This is a genomic window from Mycobacterium simiae (assembly GCF_010727605.1).
In the GTDB taxonomy this organism is placed as follows: domain Bacteria; phylum Actinomycetota; class Actinomycetes; order Mycobacteriales; family Mycobacteriaceae; genus Mycobacterium; species Mycobacterium simiae.
Window position 1 is genome coordinate 4018947 of the sequence record NZ_AP022568.1, and the last position, 20387, is coordinate 4039333.

Genomic DNA, 20387 nt, shown 5'->3' on the forward strand with positions numbered 1-20387 from the left:
GCCTTATAGTGGGCCCGTTTGAGTCGGAGGGTGGGATGACGACAGCAACAGCGACGCTCGACAACCGGTTCTTCGCGCGGGTGTGGCCGATCGTAGCCAGCCACGAAACCGAGGCGGTGCGGGCGCTGCGCCGCGAGAACCTGGCCGGCTTGTCGGGCCGGGTGCTCGAGGTCGGCGCCGGAATCGGCACCAACTTCCTTAACTATCCGCAGGCCGTCCGGCAGGTCGTGGCCATGGAGCCCGAGTCGCGACTGGCCGCGCGGGCGCGGGTGGCCGCCGCGGCGGCGCCCGTCCCGATCGTCCTGACCAACCAGACCGTGGAGCAGTTCAGCGCCGACGAGCCCTTCGATGCGGTTGTCTGCTCGCTGGTGCTGTGCTCCGTGCAGGATCCGGTGCTGGTGCTGCGGCATCTGTACACGTTGCTGCGCCGGGACGGCGAGTTGCGCTACCTCGAACATGTGGCCAGCGCCGGCCTGCGGGGCCGGCTGCAGCGGTTCGCCGACGCCACCGTGTGGCCGCGGTTTCTCGGTAATTGCCACACCCATCGCGACACCGAACGCGCAATCCGCGACGCCGGCTTCGAGGTGCTGACGTCCCGGCGGGAGTGGACGCTGCCGGCCTGGTCGCCGATGCCGGTATCGGAGCTGTTGTTGGGCCGCGCGCGCAGACCGTAGCCGGACCGGCGGCGGCTACTTCAGCAGGGCGGGGAGCCGGCGCAGCAGCCCGGGCAACGCCTGACTCGCCGATTCGCGGATGCTGATGGTCGCGTTCGCGGACAACGGCGTGGGCTCGGGGTTGACCTCGATCACCGCGGTGCCGCGGGAGAGGGCAAGGTCGGCCAGGCCCGCCGCCGGGTAGACGATCGCCGAGGTCCCGACCACCACCATCACGTCGGCAGACTGGGTCGCCTCGACCGCCTGATGCCAGGGCCCCTCGGGCAGCTGCTCACCGAACCACACGATGTCGGGCCGGATCAGCCCGCCGCAGTGGCCGCAGCGCGGCGGCTGCACCTCCAGTGCCGGTTCGGGCATCAGGGGCAGTGTCTCGGTATAGGGCAAATCACAACTCGCGCAACGGAACTCGAAGAGACTGCCGTGCAGATGATGTACCGCGGTGCTGCCCGCCCGCTCGTGCAGGTCGTCGACGTTCTGGGTGATGACGCTGACATCGGCGTAATCCTCCCAGGCGGCGATGGCCCGGTGGCCGTCGTTGGGGGCAACGTTGGCCACCAGATAGTGCCGCCACAAGTACCAGCCCCACACCCGCTCGGGGTTGTCCCGCCAACCTTGCGTGCTGGACAGCTCGTAGGGATCGAACCGCGCCCACAGCCCGTTTTTGTCGTCGCGAAATGTCGGCACTCCGCTTTCCGCGGAGATTCCCGCCCCGCTGAGCACCGCGACTCGCATGTCACCAACATAGCGGTGGTGGAGTAATACTGGATACGTGGAGCTGGGCGAATGGCTGCGCGTCGACCTGAAGGCAGGCCGGCCGTTGTTCGATCAGCTCCGGACGCAGGTCATCGAAGGCGTCCGGGAAGGGGCGTTGCCGCCCGGCACCCGATTGCCGACCGTCCGCGAGCTGGCCGGTCAACTGGGCGTGGCCGTCAACACCGTCGCGCGCGCCTATCGCGAGCTGGAAACCGCCGCGATTGTCGAAACCCGGGGCCGCTTCGGCACTTTCATCGCCCGTTACGATCCGACCGACGCCGCGATGGCGGCCGCGGCCCGCGAGTACGTGCACGTCGCCCATGGGCTCGGCCTGACCAAGGCCGACGCGCTGCGCTACGTCGAGGCGGTGCCCGACCCTGCCGAGCGCTAGTCGAATTCCAGCAGCGTCAGGCACGGCCGCAGCGGGGCGAGCGCCGGCACGCGGTAAAGCATGGACACGGCGACGTTCAACGCGCGACCGCGTCCCGGCGGCAGCCGCAGATCGTGAACCGCGCGAACACCTGGCACGGTGTTGACCAGATCGGCCGCCTGCGCGGTGGACAGGGCAAACGGCATCGGCGGACCCTTGTACCGGGTCGAGGCCCGTACCCCGGACTTGCTTACCTTGGGCATCCAGACCGGGGGCAGATCGAAGATCATCCGACCGCCGGGAAAAGCCTTGGCGCACTGGGCGATCAACGCCAACGACTGCTCGGGTTGCAGATACATCAGCAACCCCTCTGCGGTGACGAAGACGCCGCCGGCGGGGTCGACCGCCTCCGTCCAGCTGTAGTCCAGCACCGACTGGGCGCGCAGGGTCACGCGCGGTGCGGGTGGCAGCAGCCGGGTCCGCAGCTCGATGATCTCGGGCAAATCGACTGTCAGCCAACGAAATCGGCCATCCGGTAACGCCGCGTGCAACCGGTAGACGCTGGTTTGCAAGCCCTCGGCCAGGGCCACCACCGTGGCGGTCGGATGTTCAGACAGGTAGGCCAGCGTCTGAGCGTCGAAGAGGCGCGCGCGCAACGCGATGTCTTGATGCGTGCGGCCGAACTTCCCGAAGTCGTAATCGATGGCCCCCGCAAGCCGGATCGCCATCGGATCGTCGAGGAGGCGATCGGGGCGGGCTGCCTCCCGGGCCCGCGAATTCAGCGTCAACAACGCGGTCTCGGGAATGCCGCCGATGCAGACCTTCTCCTTGCGGCGATCTTGGGCAGGGGTCATCGCCGAAACCCTACCCACCGTCGCGGTCGCAGATCAGCAAAAGTTTGGTCAGGGTGCGCAGGTTGCGGGTCGTCGTGGACGACTTGTACCTCGGCTTGCCCATCGTCTTGCCGATCGTGCTGTCCAGGGTGGCGCCCTTGGGGACTTGCCAGTAGACGACGCCTTCGCCCGGGCTGATCTTCTCGTCGGCGCCGGCCCCATCGGCCAGCGCGCACAGTTCGTCGAGCACTGCGGGCTCGGCGACGAAGGTGACGTAGGACTGATACCCGTCGACCTCCGGCTTGAACGGGTACGCGTCGACGATGGCGCGCACCGTGCCGGTGTCGTAGACCAGCACCCAGGCGTCGTAGCCGAGGTTTTCCCGGAGAGCGGCTTCGGCGTTCTTGCGCACGACCGCGGCCGTGGCGGACGACTCGAGCAGCACGTTCCCACTCGCCAAGATGGTGCGCACAGCGGTGAACCCGGCGTCGGTCAGGGCGGTCGCCACGTCGGCCATCTTCACATTGACGCCGCCGACGTTGACGCCCCGTAACAACACCGCATAGCTGGCCATAACCCGATTGGAGCAGATCGATACCAGACAGACGTAGTCTTTGGGGATGGGACGCCAAGTCTTCGATGACAAGCTGCTAGCACTGATCAAGGGAAATTCGCTCGGCGTGCTGGCCACGATCAAGCGCGACGGGCGGCCGCAACTATCGAACGTGAGCTACCACTTCGATCCGCGAGAGTTGGTGATCCGGGTGTCGATCACCGAGCCGCGGGCCAAGACCCGCAATCTGCGCCGCGATCCGCGGGCCTCGCTGCTGGTCGATTCCGACGACGGCTGGTCGTATGCCGTCGCCGAGGGGACAGCCGAACTGACCGCACCGGCCGCGGCGCCCGACGACGACACCGTCGAAGCCCTGATTGCCTTGTATCGCAACATCGCCGGTGAGCATCCGGACTGGGATGAGTTCCGGCAGGCGATGGTCACCGACCGGCGAGTGCTGCTGACGTTGCCGATCTCTCATCTGTATGGCATGCCGCCGGGCAAGCGGTAATCGGGCTAAGCTGCCGCTATGGCCGAGTCGAACTCCAAGCAGGACGCTGTGGGGGCAGAGGACGAGAACAAGCGCAAGTTTCGCGAAGCCCTGGAGCGCAAGATGTCCAAGACATCTGGGGGATCCGAACACAAGGATGGGGGCGGCAAGCAGTCGCGGGCGCACGGCGCGGCGGGTGGCGGCCGTCGGGAGTTCCGCCGCAAGAGCGGCTAGTCGTCAAAGCTATTGTGGGACAGGGCTTTCCGTCGTCTAAGTTCGGGTGAACAGACCGACTGACGGGTCGTCTTGGCCGGGTTGACCACGCAGGGTGCCTCGGGTGCTGGGATGGGCGAAGTTCACCAGCGAGGGGTCATTCTGATAGGCCCAATCCGCGACGATGGTGCGCCGGTGAAACTTCCAGCGACCGTCGTGCCGCGCGTACTCGTCGAGGTAGCGGCCGCCGATCAGGACGTCGATGTCGTGTTCGGGACCGGCGAAGGTGTGGAAAACCAGGCAGTAGATTTCGCCGCGGGCAGCCTCGCCGTCGATCTCGAAGTTGGTCGTGGTGATGTTGTGTTGGGAGACACGCACATACGGTTGCGCCGCCTGCAATTGCGTGATGAATTGCTCGACGCCGCCCGCCGAGAACTCGCCGTGCGCGTCGGTCGCCTCGGGGTGGTACAGGTCGCGCAGCGCAGCGTAATCGGCGCGGTCGACGGCCCGGCAATAGGCGGTGACAAGCGCGTGCAATTCGTCGCGGGCCAGCATCAGCGCCAACCGGGCCTCATCCACCACCAGGCCACGATAACTCGGTCGTTGCTGGTGAGTAGTGTGTCGAACACATAGGTCGTCGGTCTCAGGCGTGCGCCGAAAGGAAGGTCCTGGACAGTGAACACGACAGTGAAACTGTGGCTCGCCCAAGAACCCGAGGCCGACGCGCTGCTATCGCGCGACCCGCTGGCCCTGCTGATCGGGATGGTCTTGGATCAGCAGGTGCCCTTTGAGACCGCCTTTTCCGGACCGAAGAAGATCGCCGACCGGATGGGCAGCTTTGGCGCGGTCGAGATCGCCGACTACGATCCCGACAAGTTCGCCGCGTTGTGCTCGGAAAAGCCTGCGATCCATCGCTTTCCGGGTTCGATGGCCAAGCGGATCCAGACGCTGGCTCAAATCATTGTGGACCGCTACGACGGCGACGCCGCGGGATTGTGGACCGCCGGTAACCCCGACGGCGAGGAGCTGCTGCGCCGAATCAAGGGGTTACCCGGCTTCGGCGACGTCAAGGCGCAGATCTTTTTGGCGCTGCTGGGCAAGCAGTACGGCGTCACCCCGAAGGGCTGGCGCGCGGCGGCCGGCCAGTTCGGGAAGGAGGGCACGCACCTTTCCGTCGCCGATATCGTCGACGCCGAATCGATGGGGCAAGTGCGTTCCTACAAGAAGCAGTTGAAGGCCCAGGCCAAGTCGGACAAATCCGCCAGATCGGCCCAGTAGGCGCTTGACGAGACGGCACTAGACGGCACTAGACGGCCCAGTAGTAGGTCACCAGAAGGGAAGGGCGGCAATGAAGACACACCTGACCTGTCCGTGCGGAGAAGCCATCGTCGGAAAAGACGAGGATGAGCTGGTCGAGCTGACCCAGGCTCACCTGGCCAGCGTGCACCCGGGGCTGGAGTACGACCGCGACGCGATTCTGTTCATGGCCTATTAGCTCCGGAACAAGGCGAGCGCGCGTGTCGTGCGGTGACACGCGCGCTCGCACCGGGGCAGGTGTTGGTTGGTTGTTAGGGCACCACGGTCGAGCCGATGGTGGGCAGGAACTGGCACTGCTTCTCTTTGGTCGTGACCTGTCCGAAGATCGTCGACATGATGCTGCCCGAGCCGGTGTCGGCGATCCCGGTCAATGTCGTCGGACCGTCCGGGTTGATGTCGGTCCGCGGTTTGAGCGTGACGGTGCCAGACTTGCCCGTGGTCAGGTTCACCCACGTGACATTCAGCGGTAGCTTTTGCTCCGCCGCCGGCCCGGGGGTGCCGACCGCGGTGAACACGTAGGCGGTCTGGCCGGGTTGGGGACCGGGCAGCGGAATCGCGGCCGGTCCGGCGACCGAGAGCGCGGTGGCGATCGAACTGCTGCCATCCGCAAGGCAATTGCTGCCGATCGAGGGATACATGAAGTCCTGCGTAATCGGGGCATTAGGACCGAAACCGGGAGCTGCGGCAGGGGCCGCGCCCGGCGCCGGGCCCGGACTGGGCGCGGGCGCCGGGCCGGGCACCGCTGCGGCCTCTGGGGCGGGTACGGCTGCGGCCTCTGGGGCGGGTGCGGCGGCCGGGACGGCGCCGGGAGCGGGACCCGGCGCGGCCCCCGGTGCGGGCGCGTGCGGTGTGCCGGCCGGGGGAGCGGCGATCGGGGCCGGACCCGCGGCGTGGGCCGGGTCGATGCCGGTGGGCAGGTGTGCTTCGGCGCCCGGCACGATGCCGGCCCCGGGCACATGCTCGGTGGGCGCGGCCTGCGGCGCCGGGGCCGCCGCGCCGGGAATCGGGGCGCCGGGTTCCTGCACGAACTGATTGACCGACGCCGCCACGTTCTTCGATTCGGTGGGCGCCGACGGGTTGTGGGTGAACGCCTGCGCGGCCGCCATCAACAGCTGGGTCGCTTGGCCGGGGTTGCCGGCCGCCTGCTGAATGATGGGGCTCAGCTGCGATAACGCGGGCAGGCCCGGAAGTTGCTGAGCGGAATCGGGTGGTGGCGGTGTCGGCAGCGGCGCCGCCGGGTCGGCTGCCGCGTTCGGGCTCAGCCCGAACGCGGCAGCCGATGCCACGACAACAGCGGCCAAACCTTTGGACAGGTTCCAGGTGCTTTCCACGATGTCCTCGTCCTTCGGTAGTGGGTTAGCCGTTTAGTAGTTGGGTTTGGCGGTTAGTGGAGTGCTCAGGGCAGGGCGGAGAGCAGCGACGGCGGTGTCGCCGCCGACGGCGCGACCGGTGCCGCCGGGGTGGCGGCGGCCGGTGCCCCCGGGACGGCGCCCGTGGCCAGGGCCGTCAGGTCGCCCGGAAGCGACAGCTTCGGCGGCACGTTGAGCGGTAGGCCGGGCAGCGCCGGCATGTTGACGTTGGCCACCTGCGGAGTCGACGCCGGAGCGGCGGGCGCGGCTGCTGCCGGTGCCGACTGGCCCAACCCCGGAATCGAGCTCAGCCCGGGAATGGTCGGGCTGGCCGCGGTCGGAGCGGTCGGCGTGGCCGGGGCCGGGGTCAGTCCGGGAATGGACGGCACACCCGCGGGGGCGGACGCCGCCGGCGCCTGAGCGGCCGAGGCCATGCCCGGGAAGGTGATGCCGGGGGCGGCCGGTGCGGCCGGCGGCTGGGCGCCGAGGGCGGTCGCGAGGTTCTGCAGAATCTGCGGGGCGTTTGCCGCCGAAGCGATCAACTGCTGCGGGATGTTCTGCACGGGGTCGGGAATTGGCGCCGGGTCGGCGTGGGCGATACCGCCCGTCAGTAGGGCGGCAGACGAACCGACGACAACGGCGGCGGCCTTCGCGAAAGTCCAGATGGTTGGCATTGCTCCCCCAAGGGATCGACAACAGGTGACGGATCCCGAAGCTACTTTGATGCTGGTGGGACTCAAGTGACACGTGTGGCATTTATTTGATCGTTACCGATACGAGCGGTGGCGGTGACCGCAGGGTTGCCGGAACGCCGACGAACCGCGACGGACGGTAAAGGCGGCGGTCACCGGCCCGCGGGCGCCATGACGGGCAGCGCACGGTGGTCGGCGCGGTCGCTAAAGTCGGGCGGATAGACACCACGTGGGCCGCTGCGGCGGCATCCGTCTCCCGGCGGCTGGCGAGTTCGATGAATATCGTCGCGCCGGTGTTGCTGGTCGTGAGTGTCGCTGCCCGGCTCGGCCTGACCTACCTGGGACCCAACGGCGCAAACTTCGTCGACCTGCACGTATACCTGGGCGGCGCGGCGGCACTGGACCATCCCGGCACCCTGTACAGCTACGTGTACACAGAGCACACGCCGGACTTCCCGCTGCCCTTCACCTATCCGCCGTTCGCGGCGATCGTGTTCTACCCCATGCACTGGCTGCCGTTCGGCCTCGCCGGGTTCTGCTGGCAGGTCGCGATGATCGCCGCGCTGTACGGCTCGGTGCGCCTCACTCAGCGCCTGCTCGGCGTTCCGGACGGCGGCAGCCGGCGTGTCGCGATGGCCTGGACGGCGATCGCCATCTGGATCGAGCCGCTGCGCAACAACTTCGACTACGGCCAGATCAACGTCTTTCTGATGGTGGCCGTGCTCTACGCGGTCTATACCTCGCGGTGGTGGTTGTCGGGGTTACTGGTGGGCGTGGCGTCGGGGATCAAGTTGACGCCCGCCATCGTCGGCGTCTACCTGATCGGCGTGCGGCGGTTCGCCGCCGCTGCGTTTTCGGCCGTCGTCTTCCTGTTGACCGTCGGACTGTCGGCATTGGTGGTCGGCGATCAGACCCGGTACTACTTCACCGCGCTGCTCGGGGACGCCCATCGAGTCGGCCCGATCGCCACGTCGATCAATCAATCCTGGCGCGGCGCCATCTCCCGGATCCTTGGCCACGACGCCGGCTTCTCGGCGCCGGTGCTGGCCGCCATCGCCGTCACGGCGGTCCTGGCCGTCCTGGCGTGGCGTGCCCTGGGGTCGACGGACCGGCTCGGCAAGTTGCTCGTCGTCGAGATGTTCGGGCTGCTGATGTCACCGATTTCCTGGACCCACCATTGGGTGTGGCTGGTGCCGTTGATGATGTGGCTGCTGCATGGCCCGTTGCGGGAGCATCCCGGCGCGCGGATCACGGGCTGGAGCTGGCTGGCACTCACGCTGGTCGGCGTGCCGTGGCTGCTGCTGTTCGCGCAGCCGAGCATCTGGCAGATCGGCCGGCCCTGGTATCTGGCCTGGGCGGGGCTGGCTTACACGGTCGCAGCAATGGCAACACTAGTTGTCATCGCCGTCTCGGGCAGGCGTGGCGTCGCGCCCGATCCGGTGCCGTCGCGCGATTCAGGCACCCGCGCCGCCCCGTCGCTGGGCTAGCCCCCGACGATCCCGTTGATGTCGCGGGCCATCTCGATGTCGTTCTTCGTGATACCGCCCTCGGAGTGCGTGACGAGTGCGAAAGTCACTGTCCGCCAACGGATATCGATATCAGGGTGATGATCCTTGCGCTCGGCGTGCTCGCCTACTCGGCGCACCGCGTCGATGCCGTCCAAGAAGCTGTCGAACTTGATCGAGCGGCGCAACGCGCCGTCGCTGCGCTCCCAGCCGTCAAGGCCGGGCAGGGCGGCGTCCACTTGTTCATCCGTCAGCACGACCATGGGTAGCAAACCTTTCTGGACGAGAATTCTGACGGTAGCCACGTTACGCTTTGAGGCCGGACAGTTTGACGCCGCCGCGTTCGGGAAAACGGCGTTGAACTAGGGGGATGGCCAGCTCGTGACTCACTAGATTGGCCCCGCAGCGCAGGGAGGCACGAAGCCGCCATGACCGAAAATCTGACGCCGCACTTCGAGGACGTACAAGCCCATTACGACTTATCGGACGACTTCTTCCGGCTGTTCCTCGATCCGACGATGACCTACAGCTGCGCCTACTTCGATCGGCTGCAGAACATCACCCTCGAAGAGGCGCAGCTGCGCAAGATGGACCTCTCGTTGGGCAAGTTGGGCCTGCGGCCCGGCATGACACTGCTGGACGTCGGATGCGGCTGGGGCGGGACCGCGCGTCGCGCAATCGAGAAGTACGACGTCAACGTCGTCGGCTTGACGTTGTCCCAACACCAGGCCGCGCACGTTCAGCGACTGTTCGACGCGATGGACACCACCCGCAGCAGGCGAGTGTTGTTGCAGGGCTGGGAACAATTCGACGAGCCCGCCGACCGGATCGTCTCCATCGGGGCGTTCGAGCACTTCGGCTACGACCGCTACGACGACTTTTTCGGCATGGCCTACCGAACCCTGCCCGACGACGGCGTGATGATGCTGCACACGATCACCATGTTGACGGCGCCGCAGATTCTCGAGCGCGGCCTGCCGATGACCGAGGAGCAGACCAGCTTCAACGACTTCATCGCCCGCGAGATCTTCCCCGGCGGCCAGCTGCCGGCGATCGAGATGGTGGAGTTCCACGCCTCGAAGATGGGTTTCAACCTGGCCCGCCGGCAGTCGCTGCGGCTGCACTACGCCAGGACACTGGACCTGTGGGCCGACGCGTTGCAGGCCCGTCGCGATGAGGCCATCAGGATTCAGTCCGAAGAGGTCTACGAGCGCTACATGCGGTACCTGACCGGTTGTGCCCGGGCGTTCCGCGCCGGCTACATCGACGTGAACCAGTTCACCCTGCGCAAGTAGGGACCTCTCGCTGTCCGGGGCTCTCGGGGGGCTGTCGGGTCGCGGGCGCGTCGGTGCCGATCGGTTAACCTGCCGAATGGCCTCGATACAGCTCTCCATGAGCATCCCCTCGTTTTCGGCCGAAGCGCAGGTCGATTGGGAGTACCTCACGGGGTGGGCGCAGCTGCTGGAGCGCTGCGGGTTCGACCGCCTGCTGGTCTCGGAACACATCGCGTTCGGGACGAATATGGACGCGTACGCCGATCCCCGCCTCGGGGGCACCACCGGCGGTCGCCAACCGACCGGCCCGGACGGTCCCTGGCTGGAACCGCTGACGGTGCTGACCTACCTCGCGGCGCGCACCGAACGCATCCGCCTGGGCACCAACATCCTGCTCGCGGCGCTGCGCCCGGCCGCGGTTCTTGCGAAAACCGTTGCCACACTTGATGTTTTGTCCGGCGGTCGGGTCGATCTCGGGGTGGGGGTCGGGTGGCAGCGCGAAGAATACGACGTGGTCGGAGTCGACTTCGACAAGCGCGGCGCCATGTTGGATCAAACGCTGGACGTGTGCACGCGGCTGTGGCGGGAAAACGAGGTCAGCTACTCCTCGCCGTCGCTGACTTTCGACCGGATCCATCAAATGCCCAAACCGGTTCAGCCGGGTGGCGTGCCGATCTGGGTCAGTGGAACGGTCAATCGCGCGGTCGCTCGCCGGCTTGCGCGCTTCGGAAAGTGTTGGATCCCTTGGGGTCAGGACGCCCGCGACCTTGCCGATGGCATTGGGCGGATGCGCGCCGCGGTCGAGCGGGCCGGGGGCGACCCGCACGGGTTCGGGGTGGCCGGTTCGCTTCGGGTGACCGGCGGCCCCGACGACCGGCCCGACCTGGCCGCTGTCGCCGCGGCTGCCGCGGCACTGGCGAAGGCCGGTGCGACGGACCTGAGGTTGGCGCACTGGCCGGCGCGGTTCGGGACGGGCGAGCGCACCTTGTGCGACCTCGTCGACGCCGTGCGCGCCGCGGTGGACGGCTGAGCGGACGTGCCCACCCAGATCGTCGTTGCCGCAGCTGTACTCAACGGCGGCACCGTGCTGTTGGCGCAACGGCTGCGTCCGCCGCAGTTGGCCGGCCGCTGGGAACTTCCCGGCGGCAAGGTTGCCCCCGGGGAGACCGAGCGCGCGGCGTTGGCTCGCGAGCTGGCCGAGGAGTTGGGCGTCGAGGCCGGTGACGTGCTGGTCGGTGAGCGGCTGGGCGACGACGTCGCGCTGAATGCGACAACGACGCTGCGGGCCTACCGGGTTCGCCTGGTCGCCGGCGAACCGCATCCGCATGACCACGGGGCGCTGCGGTGGGTCACCGCGGCTGAATTGCCCGCGGTCGAGTGGGTGCCCGCCGACCGGGAATGGCTCGCCGCGCTGACCGAAGCTCTCACCGCTGGCTGCTGAGGGTCCGCAGACCAGGCGCCGGCCGCGCGCCGGATCCGGATCGCGGCATCGACTGTCGTGCCGCGGTGAGCTGCCGGTTGGCCAACCAGAGCCCGCCGCTGCCACAATCACCGACGTGCCATTCCGCAATGTCGCCATCGTTGCTCACGTCGACCACGGTAAGACGACCCTCGTCGACGCGATGCTGCGCCAATCCGGAGCGCTACACGAGCGTGGTGAGCTGCAAGAACGCGTCATGGACAGCGGCGACCTGGAACGCGAAAAGGGCATCACGATCCTGGCCAAGAACACCGCGGTACACCGCCACCATCCGGACGGCACGGTGACAGTGATCAACGTCATCGACACCCCTGGCCACGCCGACTTCGGCGGTGAGGTTGAGCGCGGGCTGTCCATGGTCGACGGCGTGCTGCTCTTGGTCGACGCGTCCGAGGGACCGTTGCCGCAGACCCGGTTCGTGTTGCGCAAGGCGCTACAGGCGCATCTGCCGGTGATTCTCGTCGTCAACAAGACCGACCGGCCGGACGCGCGCATCGGCGAGGTGGTCGACGCCAGCCACGATCTGCTGCTCGACGTGGCGTCCGACCTCGACGCCGAAGCCGCCAAGGCGGCCGAACACGCACTGGGTCTGCCGACGCTGTACGCATCGGGGCGCGCGGGGATCGCGAGCACCGAACAGCCCGCCGACGGCGAGATCCCCGCCGGCGACAACCTCGACCCGCTGTTCGACGTGCTGATGGAGCACATCCCTGCGCCCTCGGGTGATGCGGGGGCTCCGCTGCAGGCATTGGTCACCAACCTGGACGCGTCCGCGTTCCTCGGCCGACTCGCCCTGATCCGCGTTTACAACGGCAAGCTGCGCAAGGGGCAGCAGGTGGCGTGGATGCGGGAGGTGGCCGGCGTACCGGTGATCACCAGCGCCAAGATCACCGAGCTGCTCGCCACCGAAGGCGTCGACCGCCGCCCGACGGACGTCGCGGTGGCCGGTGACATCGTGGCGGTCGCGGGGATTCCCGAGATCATGATCGGCGACACCCTGGCCGATCCGGAACACGCGCACGCGCTGCCGCGCATCACCGTCGACGAGCCGGCGATCTCGGTCACCGTCGGCACCAACACCTCACCGCTGGCGGGCAAGGTGTCCGGCCACAAGCTGACCGCGCGCATGGTCCGCAACCGCCTCGACCAGGAATTGGTGGGCAACGTGTCGATCCGGGTGGTCGATATCGGCCGGCCCGACGCCTGGGAGGTGCAGGGGCGCGGGGAGCTCGCGTTGGCCGTGCTGGTCGAACAGATGCGACGGGAGGGCTTCGAACTCACGGTCGGTAAGCCCCAGGTGGTCACCAAGACCATCGACGGCAAGCTGCACGAGCCGTTCGAGGCGATGACGATCGACTGCCCGGAGGAGTTCGTGGGCGCCATCACCCAGTTGATGGCCGGCCGCAAGGGCCGCATGGAAGAAATGGCTAACCACGCTGCCGGCTGGGTCCGGATGGATTTCATCGTGCCCAGCCGCGGGCTGATCGGCTTCCGCACCGATTTCCTGACCCTCACCCGCGGCACCGGCATCGCCAACGCGGTGTTCGACGGCTACCGGCCGTGGGCGGGGGAGATCCGCGCCCGCCACACCGGCTCGCTGGTGTCCGACCGCAGCGGCACCATCACGCCGTTCGCCATGATCCAGCTCGCCGATCGCGGCCAGTTTTTCGTCCAGCCGGGCCAGGACACCTACGAAGGCATGGTCGTCGGGATCAACCCGCGCCCGGAGGACCTCGACATCAACGTCACCCGGGAAAAGAAGCTGACCAACATGCGGTCCTCGACCGCCGACGTGATCGAGACCCTCGCCAAGCCGCTCGAACTCGACCTGGAGGGAGCCATGGAGTTCTGCGCGGCCGACGAGTGCGTCGAGGTGACCCCGGAGATCGTGCGGGTACGCAAGGTCGAGTTAGCCGCCACGGCCCGGGCCCGCAGCAAAGCGAGAGCCAAGGCCCGGGGCTAGCTCCTTGTTGCCCATCGCCCGCAGGATTCACCGAGCCGCTGGGCAGGCGGTCGATACCCTGATGGTCGTGCTGCACCGGGCCCGCCACTTCTTTCTGGTGGCCGGCGTGCTGCTCACCGTGGCGGGCCTTACCCTGGCCGCTTGCACCGTCAGCCCGCCGCCGGCGCCGCAGAGCACCGATACCCCGCACAGCGCGCCGCCCCCGCCGCAGCGGGTAACACAGATCATCGTGGGCATCGACTCGATCGGTGCTGGGTTCAACCCGCATCTGCTCTCGGATCTGTCGCCGGTCAACGCCGCGATCAGCGCCCTGGTGCTGCCCAGTGCGTTCCGGCCGGTGCCCGACCCCACCACGCCGACGGGATCCCGGTGGGAGATGGACCCGACGCTGCTGGTGTCCGCCGAGGTGACCAACCAGAACCCGTTCACGGTGACCTACAAGATCCGACCCGAGGCGCAATGGACCGACAACGCGCCGATCGGTGCGGACGACTTCTGGTACCTGTGGCATCAGATGGTCACCCAGCCCGGTGTGGTCGACCCGGCGGGCTACGACCTGATCACCGGCGTGCAGTCACTCGAGGGCGGCAAGCAGGCCGTCGTCACCTTCGCCCAGCAGTATCCGGCGTGGAAGGAACTGTTCAGCAACCTGCTGCCGGCCCACATCGTCAAGGACGTCCCGGGCGGGTTCGCGGCCGGTCTGGTCCGGTCCCTGACGGTCACCGGCGGGCAATTCCGAGTGGAGAACATCGACCCGCAGCGCGACGAGATCCTGATCGCGCGCAATGACCGCTACTGGGGGTCACCCGCCAAGCCGTCTCTGATCCTGTTCCGGCGGGCGGGCGCGCCGGCGGCCCTGGCCGACTCGGTACGCAACGGCGACACGCAGGTGGCCCAGGTGCACGGCGGCTCGGCGGCGTTCGCTCAGCTGTCGGCGATTCCCGAGGTCCGGACCGCGCGGATCATGGCGCCGCGGGTCATGCAGCTCACGCTGCGGGCCAACCAGCCCAAGCTCAGCGACGCCGGGGTGCGTAAGGGAATTTTGGGACTACTCGACGTCGACCTGCTCGCGGCGGTGGGCGCCGGCAGTGACAACACCATCTCGCTGGACCAGGCCCAGATCCGGTCCCCGAGCGATCCCGGTTACGAACCGACCGCGCCGCCGGCGATGAGCAAGCAGGCCGCGCTGGCGTTGTTCTCGGCGGCGGGCTACCAGATCGAAACCAGCGCGTCGGTGTCACCGACACCCGAGCCCCCCACCCCCAACGCCGGACCGCCGGAGGTGACCCGCGGCCGCATCAGCAAGGACGGCAAGCAGTTGACGTTGATCATCGGGGTGGCGTCCAACGACCCCACCTCGGTCGCGGTTGCCAATACCGCCGCCGACCAGTTGCGCAATGTCGGCATCGCCGCGTCGGTCTCCGCGCTGGACCCCGTGACGTTGTACCGCGACGCGCTGACCAACAATCAGGTGGACGCGATCGTCGGCTGGCATGAGGCCGGCGGCAACCTGGCGACGTTGTTGGCCTCGCGTTTCGGCTGTCCCGCCCTGCAGGCGACCACCGTCCCGACCACCAGTACGCCGACCACCACCCCCGCCGGCTCGACGACGCCGTCCCCGTCGGTCAGCACGTCGACGACACCCACGGCCACGCCCGCGTCCACGTCGACGTCCACAGCGCCCAGTCGGCCGCCCGACCCGGGTGCTTTGGTGCAGGCGCCGTCGAACCTGACCGGGATCTGCGATCGCAGCATTCAGTCCAACATCGATGCCGCCCTCAACGGCACCAAGAGCATCAACGAAGTGATCACGGCGGTGGAGCCGCGATTGTGGAACATGTCGACCGTGCTGCCCATCCTGCAGGACACCACGATCGTCGGCGCGGGTCCCAGCGTGCAGAACGTCAGCCTCTCCGGTGCGGTCCCGGTCGGCATCGTCGGCGATGCCGGGCAGTGGGTGAAGACCGGGCCCTAGCTCGCGCCGTCGCCAGGTGGCGCCGACCCGCGGGGCGGAATGACGGTGTCGACGATCATCGCCAGCTCGCGTCGGTTCGGCGGTTCACCGGCCAGCAGGAAATGCTGGTTGATCAGTGCCGGGCCGATGCGGGGGGTCAGCGGCGTCAGGGTGGCCGGATCGAGGTCACCGGCCTCGACGGCGGCCTGCAGGATGGAATCGATCAGCTTCAGCCGGGGCCCCACCACCGCGTCGGCGAAGATCGCGCGCATCTCGGGTTCGTGCAGCAGCTGGTGAACGATGTCCAGCCCGGGGAACGCCGTTTTGCCGGCTAGCACGTCGCGGTGCGCGGTGAACACCGTGAGCAAGGCCTCGCGCGGCGACCGGCCGGACCGCGGCTCGGGTACCGGCGGCAGCGCGAAAACCAGGGCGGCATGCACCAGGTCGTGTTTGCTGCACCAGCGCCGGTACAACGCCGCCTTGCCGGTCTGGGCGCGCGCGGCGATTCCTTCCATCGTCAGCCCGCCGTAGCCCACCTCGGTCAGCTCGGCCAGCGTGGCCTCGTAGAGCGCCCGCTCGAGGACCTCGCCTCGCCGGCGGCTCCGAACCGAGCCCGACACTGCCTGGGTGGCTTGCGACATTTCTCGATAGTAGCCGTCGGCGTTCCTATTGGTGCGGCAATCGTCCGCCCCACCGGCCGAGGTCGCCGGCTCGGGTGCGCGATCTCGGGTGGGGGATAGAGTGCGTCCATGCCCGACACTCCGCGGCTGTTGTTCGTGCACGCGCACCCCGACGACGAAAGCCTCAGCAACGGCGCCACCATCGCCCATTACACCGCCCGCGGGGCGCAGGTGAGTGTCATCACCTGCACGCTCGGCGAAGAGGGGGAGGTGATCGGCGAGCGCTGGGCCGGGCTTGCGGTCGATCACGCCGACCAGCTGGGCGGCTACCGGATCGGTGAACTGACCTCGGCGCTACAGGCGTTGGGTGTCGACGAACCTGTTTATTTGGGCGGGGCGGGGCGCTGGCGAGACTCCGGCATGGCGGGCACCGAGGCGCGGCGTCGCCAGCGGTTCGTCGATGCCGACGAACACGAGGCCGTCGGCGCGCTGGTCGCGCTCATTCGCGAGCAACGCCCCCACGTCGTCGTCACCTACGACCCCAACGGCGGATACGGCCACCCCGACCACATCCACGCCCACACCATCACCACGGCGGCGGTCGCCGCCGCGGCGGGATCCACCGCCTACCCCGGGCAGCCCTGGGCCGTGCCGAAGTTCTACTGGACGGTGCTGGCCGCCGCCGCCTTCGTGGCCGGCTGGCAGGCGCTAGGGCCCGAGGATCTGCTGCCGCAGTGGACGATCCCGCCGCCGCAGGACTTCGACTTCGGCTACCCAGACGAGAAAATCGATGCCGTCGTGACGGGGACACCCGAGGCGTTGGCCGCCAAGGTGGCGGCGCTGGCCGCGCACGCCACGCAGGTCGTGCTCGGGCCGACGAGAAGGGCTTTCGCCTTGTCCAACAACCTGGCGTTGCCGATTCTGGGCGACGAACACTACGTGCTCGTCGCCGGTTCCGCGGGGCTCCGCGATGGCCGCGGCTGGGAGACGGACCTGCTCGCGGGACTGGATTTTGACGGGTGGGACGCGGAGTAGGCTGCCAAGAAGGCAGCCACGGAAGGATTTTTCATGGACCCCGACCTGGACCCTAACCTGCAGCACTGGCAGGACCGGCTGGACAGCCTGCAGTGGGTTATCGGCTCCATCCTGTCCAACGTCGACAGCGTCCCGACCTGACCGAAACCAAGCCGCGTACCGCACCCGTCGAGGACGTCGGCACGACAGACCCAGCAATTCGCGTCGTGGTGTTGGCTCTCTTGGCGGTGGACGGGGTGTTATCCGCACTAGCCGGGGCCCTCCTGCTGCCTTCCTATATCGGCACCGTTCCCTTTCCGATCAGCGGCCTGATCAGTGGCCTGGTCAACGCTGCCCTGGTCTGGGCGGCCGCGCGGTGGACCAGCACGGCGCGCGGGGCGGCGTTGCCGCTGTGGACGTGGTTACTGACCGTGGCGGTGCTGAGCATGGGTGGACCCGCCGACGACATCATCCTGGGAGGTAGGGGCCTGCTGGCTTACGGCGCGTTACTGCTGATCGCCCTGGGCGTGACGCCGCCCGTCCTGGTCATGCTGCGGCGCGGCGTCCGCTAAGGCTTCTTGGGGCGCATGAGGGAGTGAAAGCGACGACCGGCGCTACTGTTTTCGTACAGCATCGCTATGGTTGCCGAAACGCAGATGTTGGGACATCCGGATGAAATTCGATCGCGGGGAAGTTACACCAAGGTGCCAGTGACACCGAGGCCTCCGGGCGAGGAGCCCACTGTTCTGCCGAATCCCGTCTTTCCGAAGGCCAGCGACTCTGTGCCGAAGGTCGGCGCGTCTGCACTACGGCGCGTGCTGCGCCGGGCCCGCGACGGCGTCGCACTCAACGTCGACGAGGCGGCCGTGGCGATGACTGCCCGCGGCGACGACCTTGCCGACTTGTGCGCGAGCGCGGCACGGGTGCGCGACGCCGGTCTGCAGTCTGCGGGCCGGCGCGGGCCGCAGGGCCGGCTGCCGATCACGTATTCGCGCAAGGTGTTCATCCCAGTGACCCACCTGTGCCGGGACAACTGCCATTACTGCACCTTCGTCACCGTCCCGGGCAAGCTGCGCGCCCGGGGCGCCGGGATGTACCTGGAGCCCGACGAGATCCTTGACATCGCCCGTCGGGGCGGCGAACTGGGTTGCAAGGAAGCATTGTTCACCCTCGGCGACAGACCGGAGGACCGCTGGCCGGAGGCCCGCGAGTGGCTCAGCGAGCGCGGCTACGACTCGACGCTGTCCTATGTGCGCGCGATGTCGATCCGGGTGCTGGAGGAGACCGGCCTGTTGCCGCACCTGAATCCGGGCGTGATGAGCTGGTCGGAGATGTCGCTGCTCAAGCCGGTGGCGCCGTCGATGGGCATGATGCTCGAAACGACGTCGCGACGGCTCTTCGAAACGAAAGGGCTTGCGCACTACGGCAGTCCGGACAAAGACCCGGCGGTGCGGCTGCGCTCGCTGACCGACGCGGGCCGGTTGTCGATTCCCTTTACCACCGGCCTGCTGGTCGGCATCGGCGAGACGTTGGCCGAACGCGCCGACACGCTGCACGCGATTCGCAAGTCGCACAAGGAATTTGGCCACGTTCAAGAAGTCATTGTGCAGAATTTCCGGGCCAAGCAGCACACCGCGATGGCCGGCGTTCCCGACGCCGGTATCGAGGACTACCTGGCGACCATCGCCGTCGCACGACTGGTACTCGGCCCCGACATGCGGATTCAGGCGCCGCCGAATCTGGTGTCACGTCAGGAATGCCTGGCGCTATTGGCCGCGGGAGTCGATGATTGGGGCGGCGTTTCACCGTTGACGCCCGATCATGTCAACCCCGAACGGCCCTGGCCGGCTTTGGATGAGCTCGACGCGATCACTTCCGAAGCCGGATTCGATCTGGTGCAGCGGTTGACTGCCCAGCCCAAATACATCCAGGCCGGGGCCGCGTGGATCGATCCGCGGGTGCGCGGTCACGTTGTGGCACTGGCCGACCCCGCGACAGGCCTGGCGCGCGACGTCAACCCCACGGGGCTGCCGTGGCAGGAGCCCGACGACGCGGAGTCGTCGGGCCGGGTGGACCTCAACGCCGCGATCGACACCGAGGGGCGCAACTCCGAAGCGCGCAGCGACCTCGACAGCGCATTCGGCGACTGGGAATCCATCCGCGCGCATGTGCGTGAGCTGGCTGTCAGGGACAGTAACGCTCCCGAACGGATCGACACCGATGTGCTGGCCGCGTTGCGCTCCGCCGAGCGCGACCCGGCCGGCTGCAGCGACGACGAATACCTGGCACTGGCCACCGCCGACGGACCGGCCCTGGAAGCCGTTGCCGCACTGGCGGATTCTCTGCGCCGGGACGCCGTCGGCGACGATGTGACGTTCGTGGTGAACCGCAACATCAACTTCACCAACATCTGCTACACCGGATGCCGGTTCTGTGCGTTCGCGCAGCGCAAGGGCGACGCCGACGCGTACTCGCTGTCCGCCCAGGAGGTCGCCGACCGAGCCTGGGAGGCACACGTGCAGGGCGCGACCGAAGTGTGTATGCAGGGTGGGATCGACCCCGAGTTGCCCGTCACCGGCTACGCCGACCTGGTGCGCGCGGTCAAGAACCGGGTGCCCTCGATGCACGTGCATGCGTTTTCGCCGATGGAGATCGCCAACGGGGTGACCAAGAGCGGCCTTTCCGTTCGCGAATGGCTGATCAGCCTGCGCGAGGCCGGGCTGGGGACCATCCCGGGCACCGCGGCCGAAATCCTCGACGACGAAGTGCGCTGGGTGCTGACCAAGGGCAAACTGCCGACCTCGATGTGGATCGAGATCGTCACCACCGCACACGAGGTGGGCCTGCGATCGTCGTCGACGATGATGTACGGACACGTCGACAGTCCGCGGCATTGGGTCGGCCACCTGAACGTGTTGCGCGAAATCCAGGACCGCACCGGAGGATTCACCGAGTTCGTGCCGCTGCCTTTCGTGCATCAAAGCTCGCCGCTGTATCTGGCCGGCGCGGCCCGGCCGGGGCCGACCCACCGCGACAACCGGGCGGTCCACGCCCTGGCGCGAATCATGCTGCACGGCCGCATTTCCCAGATCCAGACCAGCTGGGTCAAGCTCGGTGTCGAACGTACCCAGGTGATGCTCAACGGTGGCGCCAACGACCTGGGTGGGACGTTGATGGAGGAGACCATCTCGCGGATGGCCGGCTCCGAACACGGCTCGGCCAAAACGGTCTCGGAATTGGTCGCCATTGCCGAGGCCATCGGCCGCCCGGCGCGGCAGCGGACCACCGACTACAGCCCGCTCGCCGCGTAACCTGCCGCGCCGCGGGTATATC

At 68.0% G+C, this 20387-nt stretch carries 23 protein-coding genes; 15 read left to right on the forward strand and 8 right to left on the reverse strand.

All coding sequences use genetic code 11. The features are described from left to right. Positions 1–35: 35 nt before the first annotated feature. Positions 36–674, forward strand: coding sequence for a class I SAM-dependent methyltransferase (locus G6N33_RS18865; RefSeq protein WP_044507584.1), 639 nt, complete (start codon positions 36–38; stop codon positions 672–674). A 15-nt stretch (positions 675–689) separates the two neighbouring features. Here G6N33_RS18865 and G6N33_RS18870 read toward each other — a convergent pair whose 3' ends face one another. Beyond that, positions 690–1406: an SIR2 family NAD-dependent protein deacylase gene (locus G6N33_RS18870; RefSeq protein ID WP_044507583.1), complete on the reverse strand. Its 717-nt coding sequence runs from the start codon at positions 1404–1406 to the stop codon at positions 690–692. A gap of 37 nt (positions 1407–1443) precedes the next feature. On the opposite strand from G6N33_RS18870, the gene G6N33_RS18875 reads away from it, so the two are divergent. Continuing rightward, positions 1444–1818, forward strand: coding sequence for a GntR family transcriptional regulator (locus G6N33_RS18875; RefSeq protein WP_044507582.1), 375 nt, complete (start codon positions 1444–1446; stop codon positions 1816–1818). On the opposite strand, the gene G6N33_RS18880 is transcribed toward G6N33_RS18875, so the two are convergent. Both G6N33_RS18880 and G6N33_RS18885 read right to left on the reverse strand, forming a co-directional pair. Beyond that, positions 1815–2651, reverse strand: coding sequence for a class I SAM-dependent methyltransferase (locus tag G6N33_RS18880; RefSeq protein WP_044507581.1), 837 nt, complete (start codon positions 2649–2651; stop codon positions 1815–1817). The two genes, G6N33_RS18875 and G6N33_RS18880, sit on opposite strands and share 4 nt — an antisense overlap. Positions 2652–2661: 10 nt before the next feature. Then, on the reverse strand, positions 2662–3204 hold the full coding sequence (locus tag G6N33_RS18885; protein ID WP_044507580.1) for a DUF1697 domain-containing protein: 543 nt from the start codon (positions 3202–3204) through the stop codon (positions 2662–2664). Between the two features lie 46 nt (positions 3205–3250). Between G6N33_RS18885 and G6N33_RS18890 the strand changes: the two genes are divergently transcribed. Next, positions 3251–3694, forward strand: coding sequence for a PPOX class F420-dependent oxidoreductase (locus tag G6N33_RS18890; RefSeq protein ID WP_044507578.1), 444 nt, complete (start codon positions 3251–3253; stop codon positions 3692–3694). Between the two features lie 18 nt (positions 3695–3712). Then, on the forward strand, positions 3713–3907 hold the full coding sequence (locus G6N33_RS18895) for a DUF5302 domain-containing protein (protein ID WP_044507577.1): 195 nt from the start codon (positions 3713–3715) through the stop codon (positions 3905–3907). A gap of 36 nt (positions 3908–3943) precedes the next feature. Here the strand turns inward: G6N33_RS18895 and G6N33_RS18900 are convergent, their stop codons facing one another. Further along, complete coding sequence (locus tag G6N33_RS18900; RefSeq protein ID WP_044512209.1) at positions 3944–4471, reverse strand: nuclear transport factor 2 family protein; 528 nt, start codon at positions 4469–4471, stop codon at positions 3944–3946. Positions 4472–4573: 102 nt separating this feature from the next. On the opposite strand from G6N33_RS18900, the gene G6N33_RS18905 reads away from it, so the two are divergent. Next, entirely contained in the window at positions 4574–5164 is a 591-nt protein-coding gene (locus tag G6N33_RS18905; RefSeq protein WP_044512207.1) for an HhH-GPD-type base excision DNA repair protein, read from the forward strand. Between the two features lie 70 nt (positions 5165–5234). Then, the gene (locus G6N33_RS18910; RefSeq protein ID WP_007169078.1) at positions 5235–5381 is read left to right on the forward strand and encodes a hypothetical protein; all 147 of its coding nucleotides are present in this window, start codon (positions 5235–5237) and stop codon (positions 5379–5381) included. A gap of 73 nt (positions 5382–5454) precedes the next feature. Here the strand turns inward: G6N33_RS18910 and G6N33_RS18915 are convergent, their stop codons facing one another. Both G6N33_RS18915 and G6N33_RS18920 read right to left on the reverse strand, forming a co-directional pair. Next, positions 5455–6534, reverse strand: a complete 1080-nt coding sequence (locus G6N33_RS18915; protein ID WP_101528254.1) for an Rv1157c family protein — start codon at positions 6532–6534, stop codon at positions 5455–5457. Between the two features lie 65 nt (positions 6535–6599). After that, positions 6600–7226 (reverse strand): hypothetical protein, encoded by a 627-nt coding sequence (locus tag G6N33_RS18920; protein ID WP_084948794.1) that lies wholly within the window; start codon positions 7224–7226, stop codon positions 6600–6602. A gap of 206 nt (positions 7227–7432) precedes the next feature. On the opposite strand from G6N33_RS18920, the gene G6N33_RS18925 reads away from it, so the two are divergent. Next, the gene (locus G6N33_RS18925; protein WP_044507573.1) at positions 7433–8731 is read left to right on the forward strand and encodes a mannosyltransferase; all 1299 of its coding nucleotides are present in this window, start codon (positions 7433–7435) and stop codon (positions 8729–8731) included. On the opposite strand, the gene G6N33_RS18930 is transcribed toward G6N33_RS18925, so the two are convergent. Then, positions 8728–9012 carry a 4a-hydroxytetrahydrobiopterin dehydratase gene (locus G6N33_RS18930; protein WP_044507571.1) on the reverse strand — a complete coding sequence of 95 codons (285 nt, stop codon included), beginning with the start codon at positions 9010–9012 and terminating at the stop codon, positions 8728–8730. The two genes, G6N33_RS18925 and G6N33_RS18930, sit on opposite strands and share 4 nt — an antisense overlap. Before the next feature lie 165 nt (positions 9013–9177). Between G6N33_RS18930 and G6N33_RS18935 the strand changes: the two genes are divergently transcribed. From G6N33_RS18935 to G6N33_RS18955, 5 genes are all read left to right on the forward strand, one after another. Then, positions 9178–10044 carry a cyclopropane mycolic acid synthase family methyltransferase gene (locus G6N33_RS18935; protein WP_044507570.1) on the forward strand — a complete coding sequence of 289 codons (867 nt, stop codon included), beginning with the start codon at positions 9178–9180 and terminating at the stop codon, positions 10042–10044. A 76-nt stretch (positions 10045–10120) separates the two neighbouring features. Next, entirely contained in the window at positions 10121–11053 is a 933-nt protein-coding gene (locus tag G6N33_RS18940) for a TIGR03619 family F420-dependent LLM class oxidoreductase (protein ID WP_101528255.1), read from the forward strand. Between the two features lie 6 nt (positions 11054–11059). Beyond that, positions 11060–11464: a (deoxy)nucleoside triphosphate pyrophosphohydrolase gene (locus G6N33_RS18945; protein ID WP_044507569.1), complete on the forward strand. Its 405-nt coding sequence runs from the start codon at positions 11060–11062 to the stop codon at positions 11462–11464. Between the two features lie 115 nt (positions 11465–11579). After that, the gene (gene typA, locus G6N33_RS18950; RefSeq protein ID WP_044507568.1) at positions 11580–13466 is read left to right on the forward strand and encodes a translational GTPase TypA; all 1887 of its coding nucleotides are present in this window, start codon (positions 11580–11582) and stop codon (positions 13464–13466) included. Positions 13467–13527: 61 nt separating this feature from the next. Further along, a complete protein-coding gene (locus G6N33_RS18955) occupies positions 13528–15441 on the forward strand; it encodes an ABC transporter family substrate-binding protein (RefSeq protein WP_044507566.1) in 1914 nt (637 codons plus the stop codon). On the opposite strand, the gene G6N33_RS18960 is transcribed toward G6N33_RS18955, so the two are convergent. Further along, positions 15438–16061: a TetR/AcrR family transcriptional regulator gene (locus tag G6N33_RS18960; RefSeq protein WP_044507564.1), complete on the reverse strand. Its 624-nt coding sequence runs from the start codon at positions 16059–16061 to the stop codon at positions 15438–15440. The two genes, G6N33_RS18955 and G6N33_RS18960, sit on opposite strands and share 4 nt — an antisense overlap. A 108-nt stretch (positions 16062–16169) precedes the next feature. Between G6N33_RS18960 and mshB the strand changes: the two genes are divergently transcribed. The 3 genes from mshB to G6N33_RS18975 all read left to right on the forward strand — a co-directional run bounded on the left by mshB (position 16170) and on the right by G6N33_RS18975 (position 20365). Further along, complete coding sequence (gene mshB, locus G6N33_RS18965; protein ID WP_101528256.1) at positions 16170–17075, forward strand: N-acetyl-1-D-myo-inositol-2-amino-2-deoxy-alpha-D-glucopyranoside deacetylase; 906 nt, start codon at positions 16170–16172, stop codon at positions 17073–17075. Between the two features lie 92 nt (positions 17076–17167). Beyond that, the gene (locus G6N33_RS18970; RefSeq protein ID WP_044507562.1) at positions 17168–17626 is read left to right on the forward strand and encodes a DUF6113 family protein; all 459 of its coding nucleotides are present in this window, start codon (positions 17168–17170) and stop codon (positions 17624–17626) included. Between the two features lie 84 nt (positions 17627–17710). Then, the gene (locus G6N33_RS18975) at positions 17711–20365 is read left to right on the forward strand and encodes a bifunctional FO biosynthesis protein CofGH (protein ID WP_101528272.1); all 2655 of its coding nucleotides are present in this window, start codon (positions 17711–17713) and stop codon (positions 20363–20365) included. Positions 20366–20387: the final 22 nt, after the last annotated feature.

Coding starts and splice junctions, on each gene's coding strand:
- G6N33_RS18865 (WP_044507584.1), top strand. CDS start 36: ATGACGACAGCAACAGCGACGCTCGACAACCGGTTCTTCGCGCGGGTG.
- G6N33_RS18870 (WP_044507583.1), bottom strand. CDS start 1,406: ATGCGAGTCGCGGTGCTCAGCGGGGCGGGAATCTCCGCGGAAAGCGGA.
- G6N33_RS18880 (WP_044507581.1), bottom strand. CDS start 2,651: ATGACCCCTGCCCAAGATCGCCGCAAGGAGAAGGTCTGCATCGGCGGC.
- G6N33_RS18885 (WP_044507580.1), bottom strand. CDS start 3,204: ATGGCCAGCTATGCGGTGTTGTTACGGGGCGTCAACGTCGGCGGCGTC.
- G6N33_RS18890 (WP_044507578.1), top strand. CDS start 3,251: ATGGGACGCCAAGTCTTCGATGACAAGCTGCTAGCACTGATCAAGGGA.
- G6N33_RS18895 (WP_044507577.1), top strand. CDS start 3,713: ATGGCCGAGTCGAACTCCAAGCAGGACGCTGTGGGGGCAGAGGACGAG.
- G6N33_RS18910 (WP_007169078.1), top strand. CDS start 5,235: ATGAAGACACACCTGACCTGTCCGTGCGGAGAAGCCATCGTCGGAAAA.
- G6N33_RS18920 (WP_084948794.1), bottom strand. CDS start 7,226: ATGCCAACCATCTGGACTTTCGCGAAGGCCGCCGCCGTTGTCGTCGGT.
- G6N33_RS18930 (WP_044507571.1), bottom strand. CDS start 9,012: ATGGTCGTGCTGACGGATGAACAAGTGGACGCCGCCCTGCCCGGCCTT.
- G6N33_RS18935 (WP_044507570.1), top strand. CDS start 9,178: ATGACCGAAAATCTGACGCCGCACTTCGAGGACGTACAAGCCCATTAC.
- G6N33_RS18940 (WP_101528255.1), top strand. CDS start 10,121: ATGGCCTCGATACAGCTCTCCATGAGCATCCCCTCGTTTTCGGCCGAA.
- G6N33_RS18955 (WP_044507566.1), top strand. CDS start 13,528: ATGGTCGTGCTGCACCGGGCCCGCCACTTCTTTCTGGTGGCCGGCGTG.
- G6N33_RS18960 (WP_044507564.1), bottom strand. CDS start 16,061: ATGTCGCAAGCCACCCAGGCAGTGTCGGGCTCGGTTCGGAGCCGCCGG.
- mshB (WP_101528256.1), top strand. CDS start 16,170: ATGCCCGACACTCCGCGGCTGTTGTTCGTGCACGCGCACCCCGACGAC.
- G6N33_RS18975 (WP_101528272.1), top strand. CDS start 17,711: ATGTTGGGACATCCGGATGAAATTCGATCGCGGGGAAGTTACACCAAG.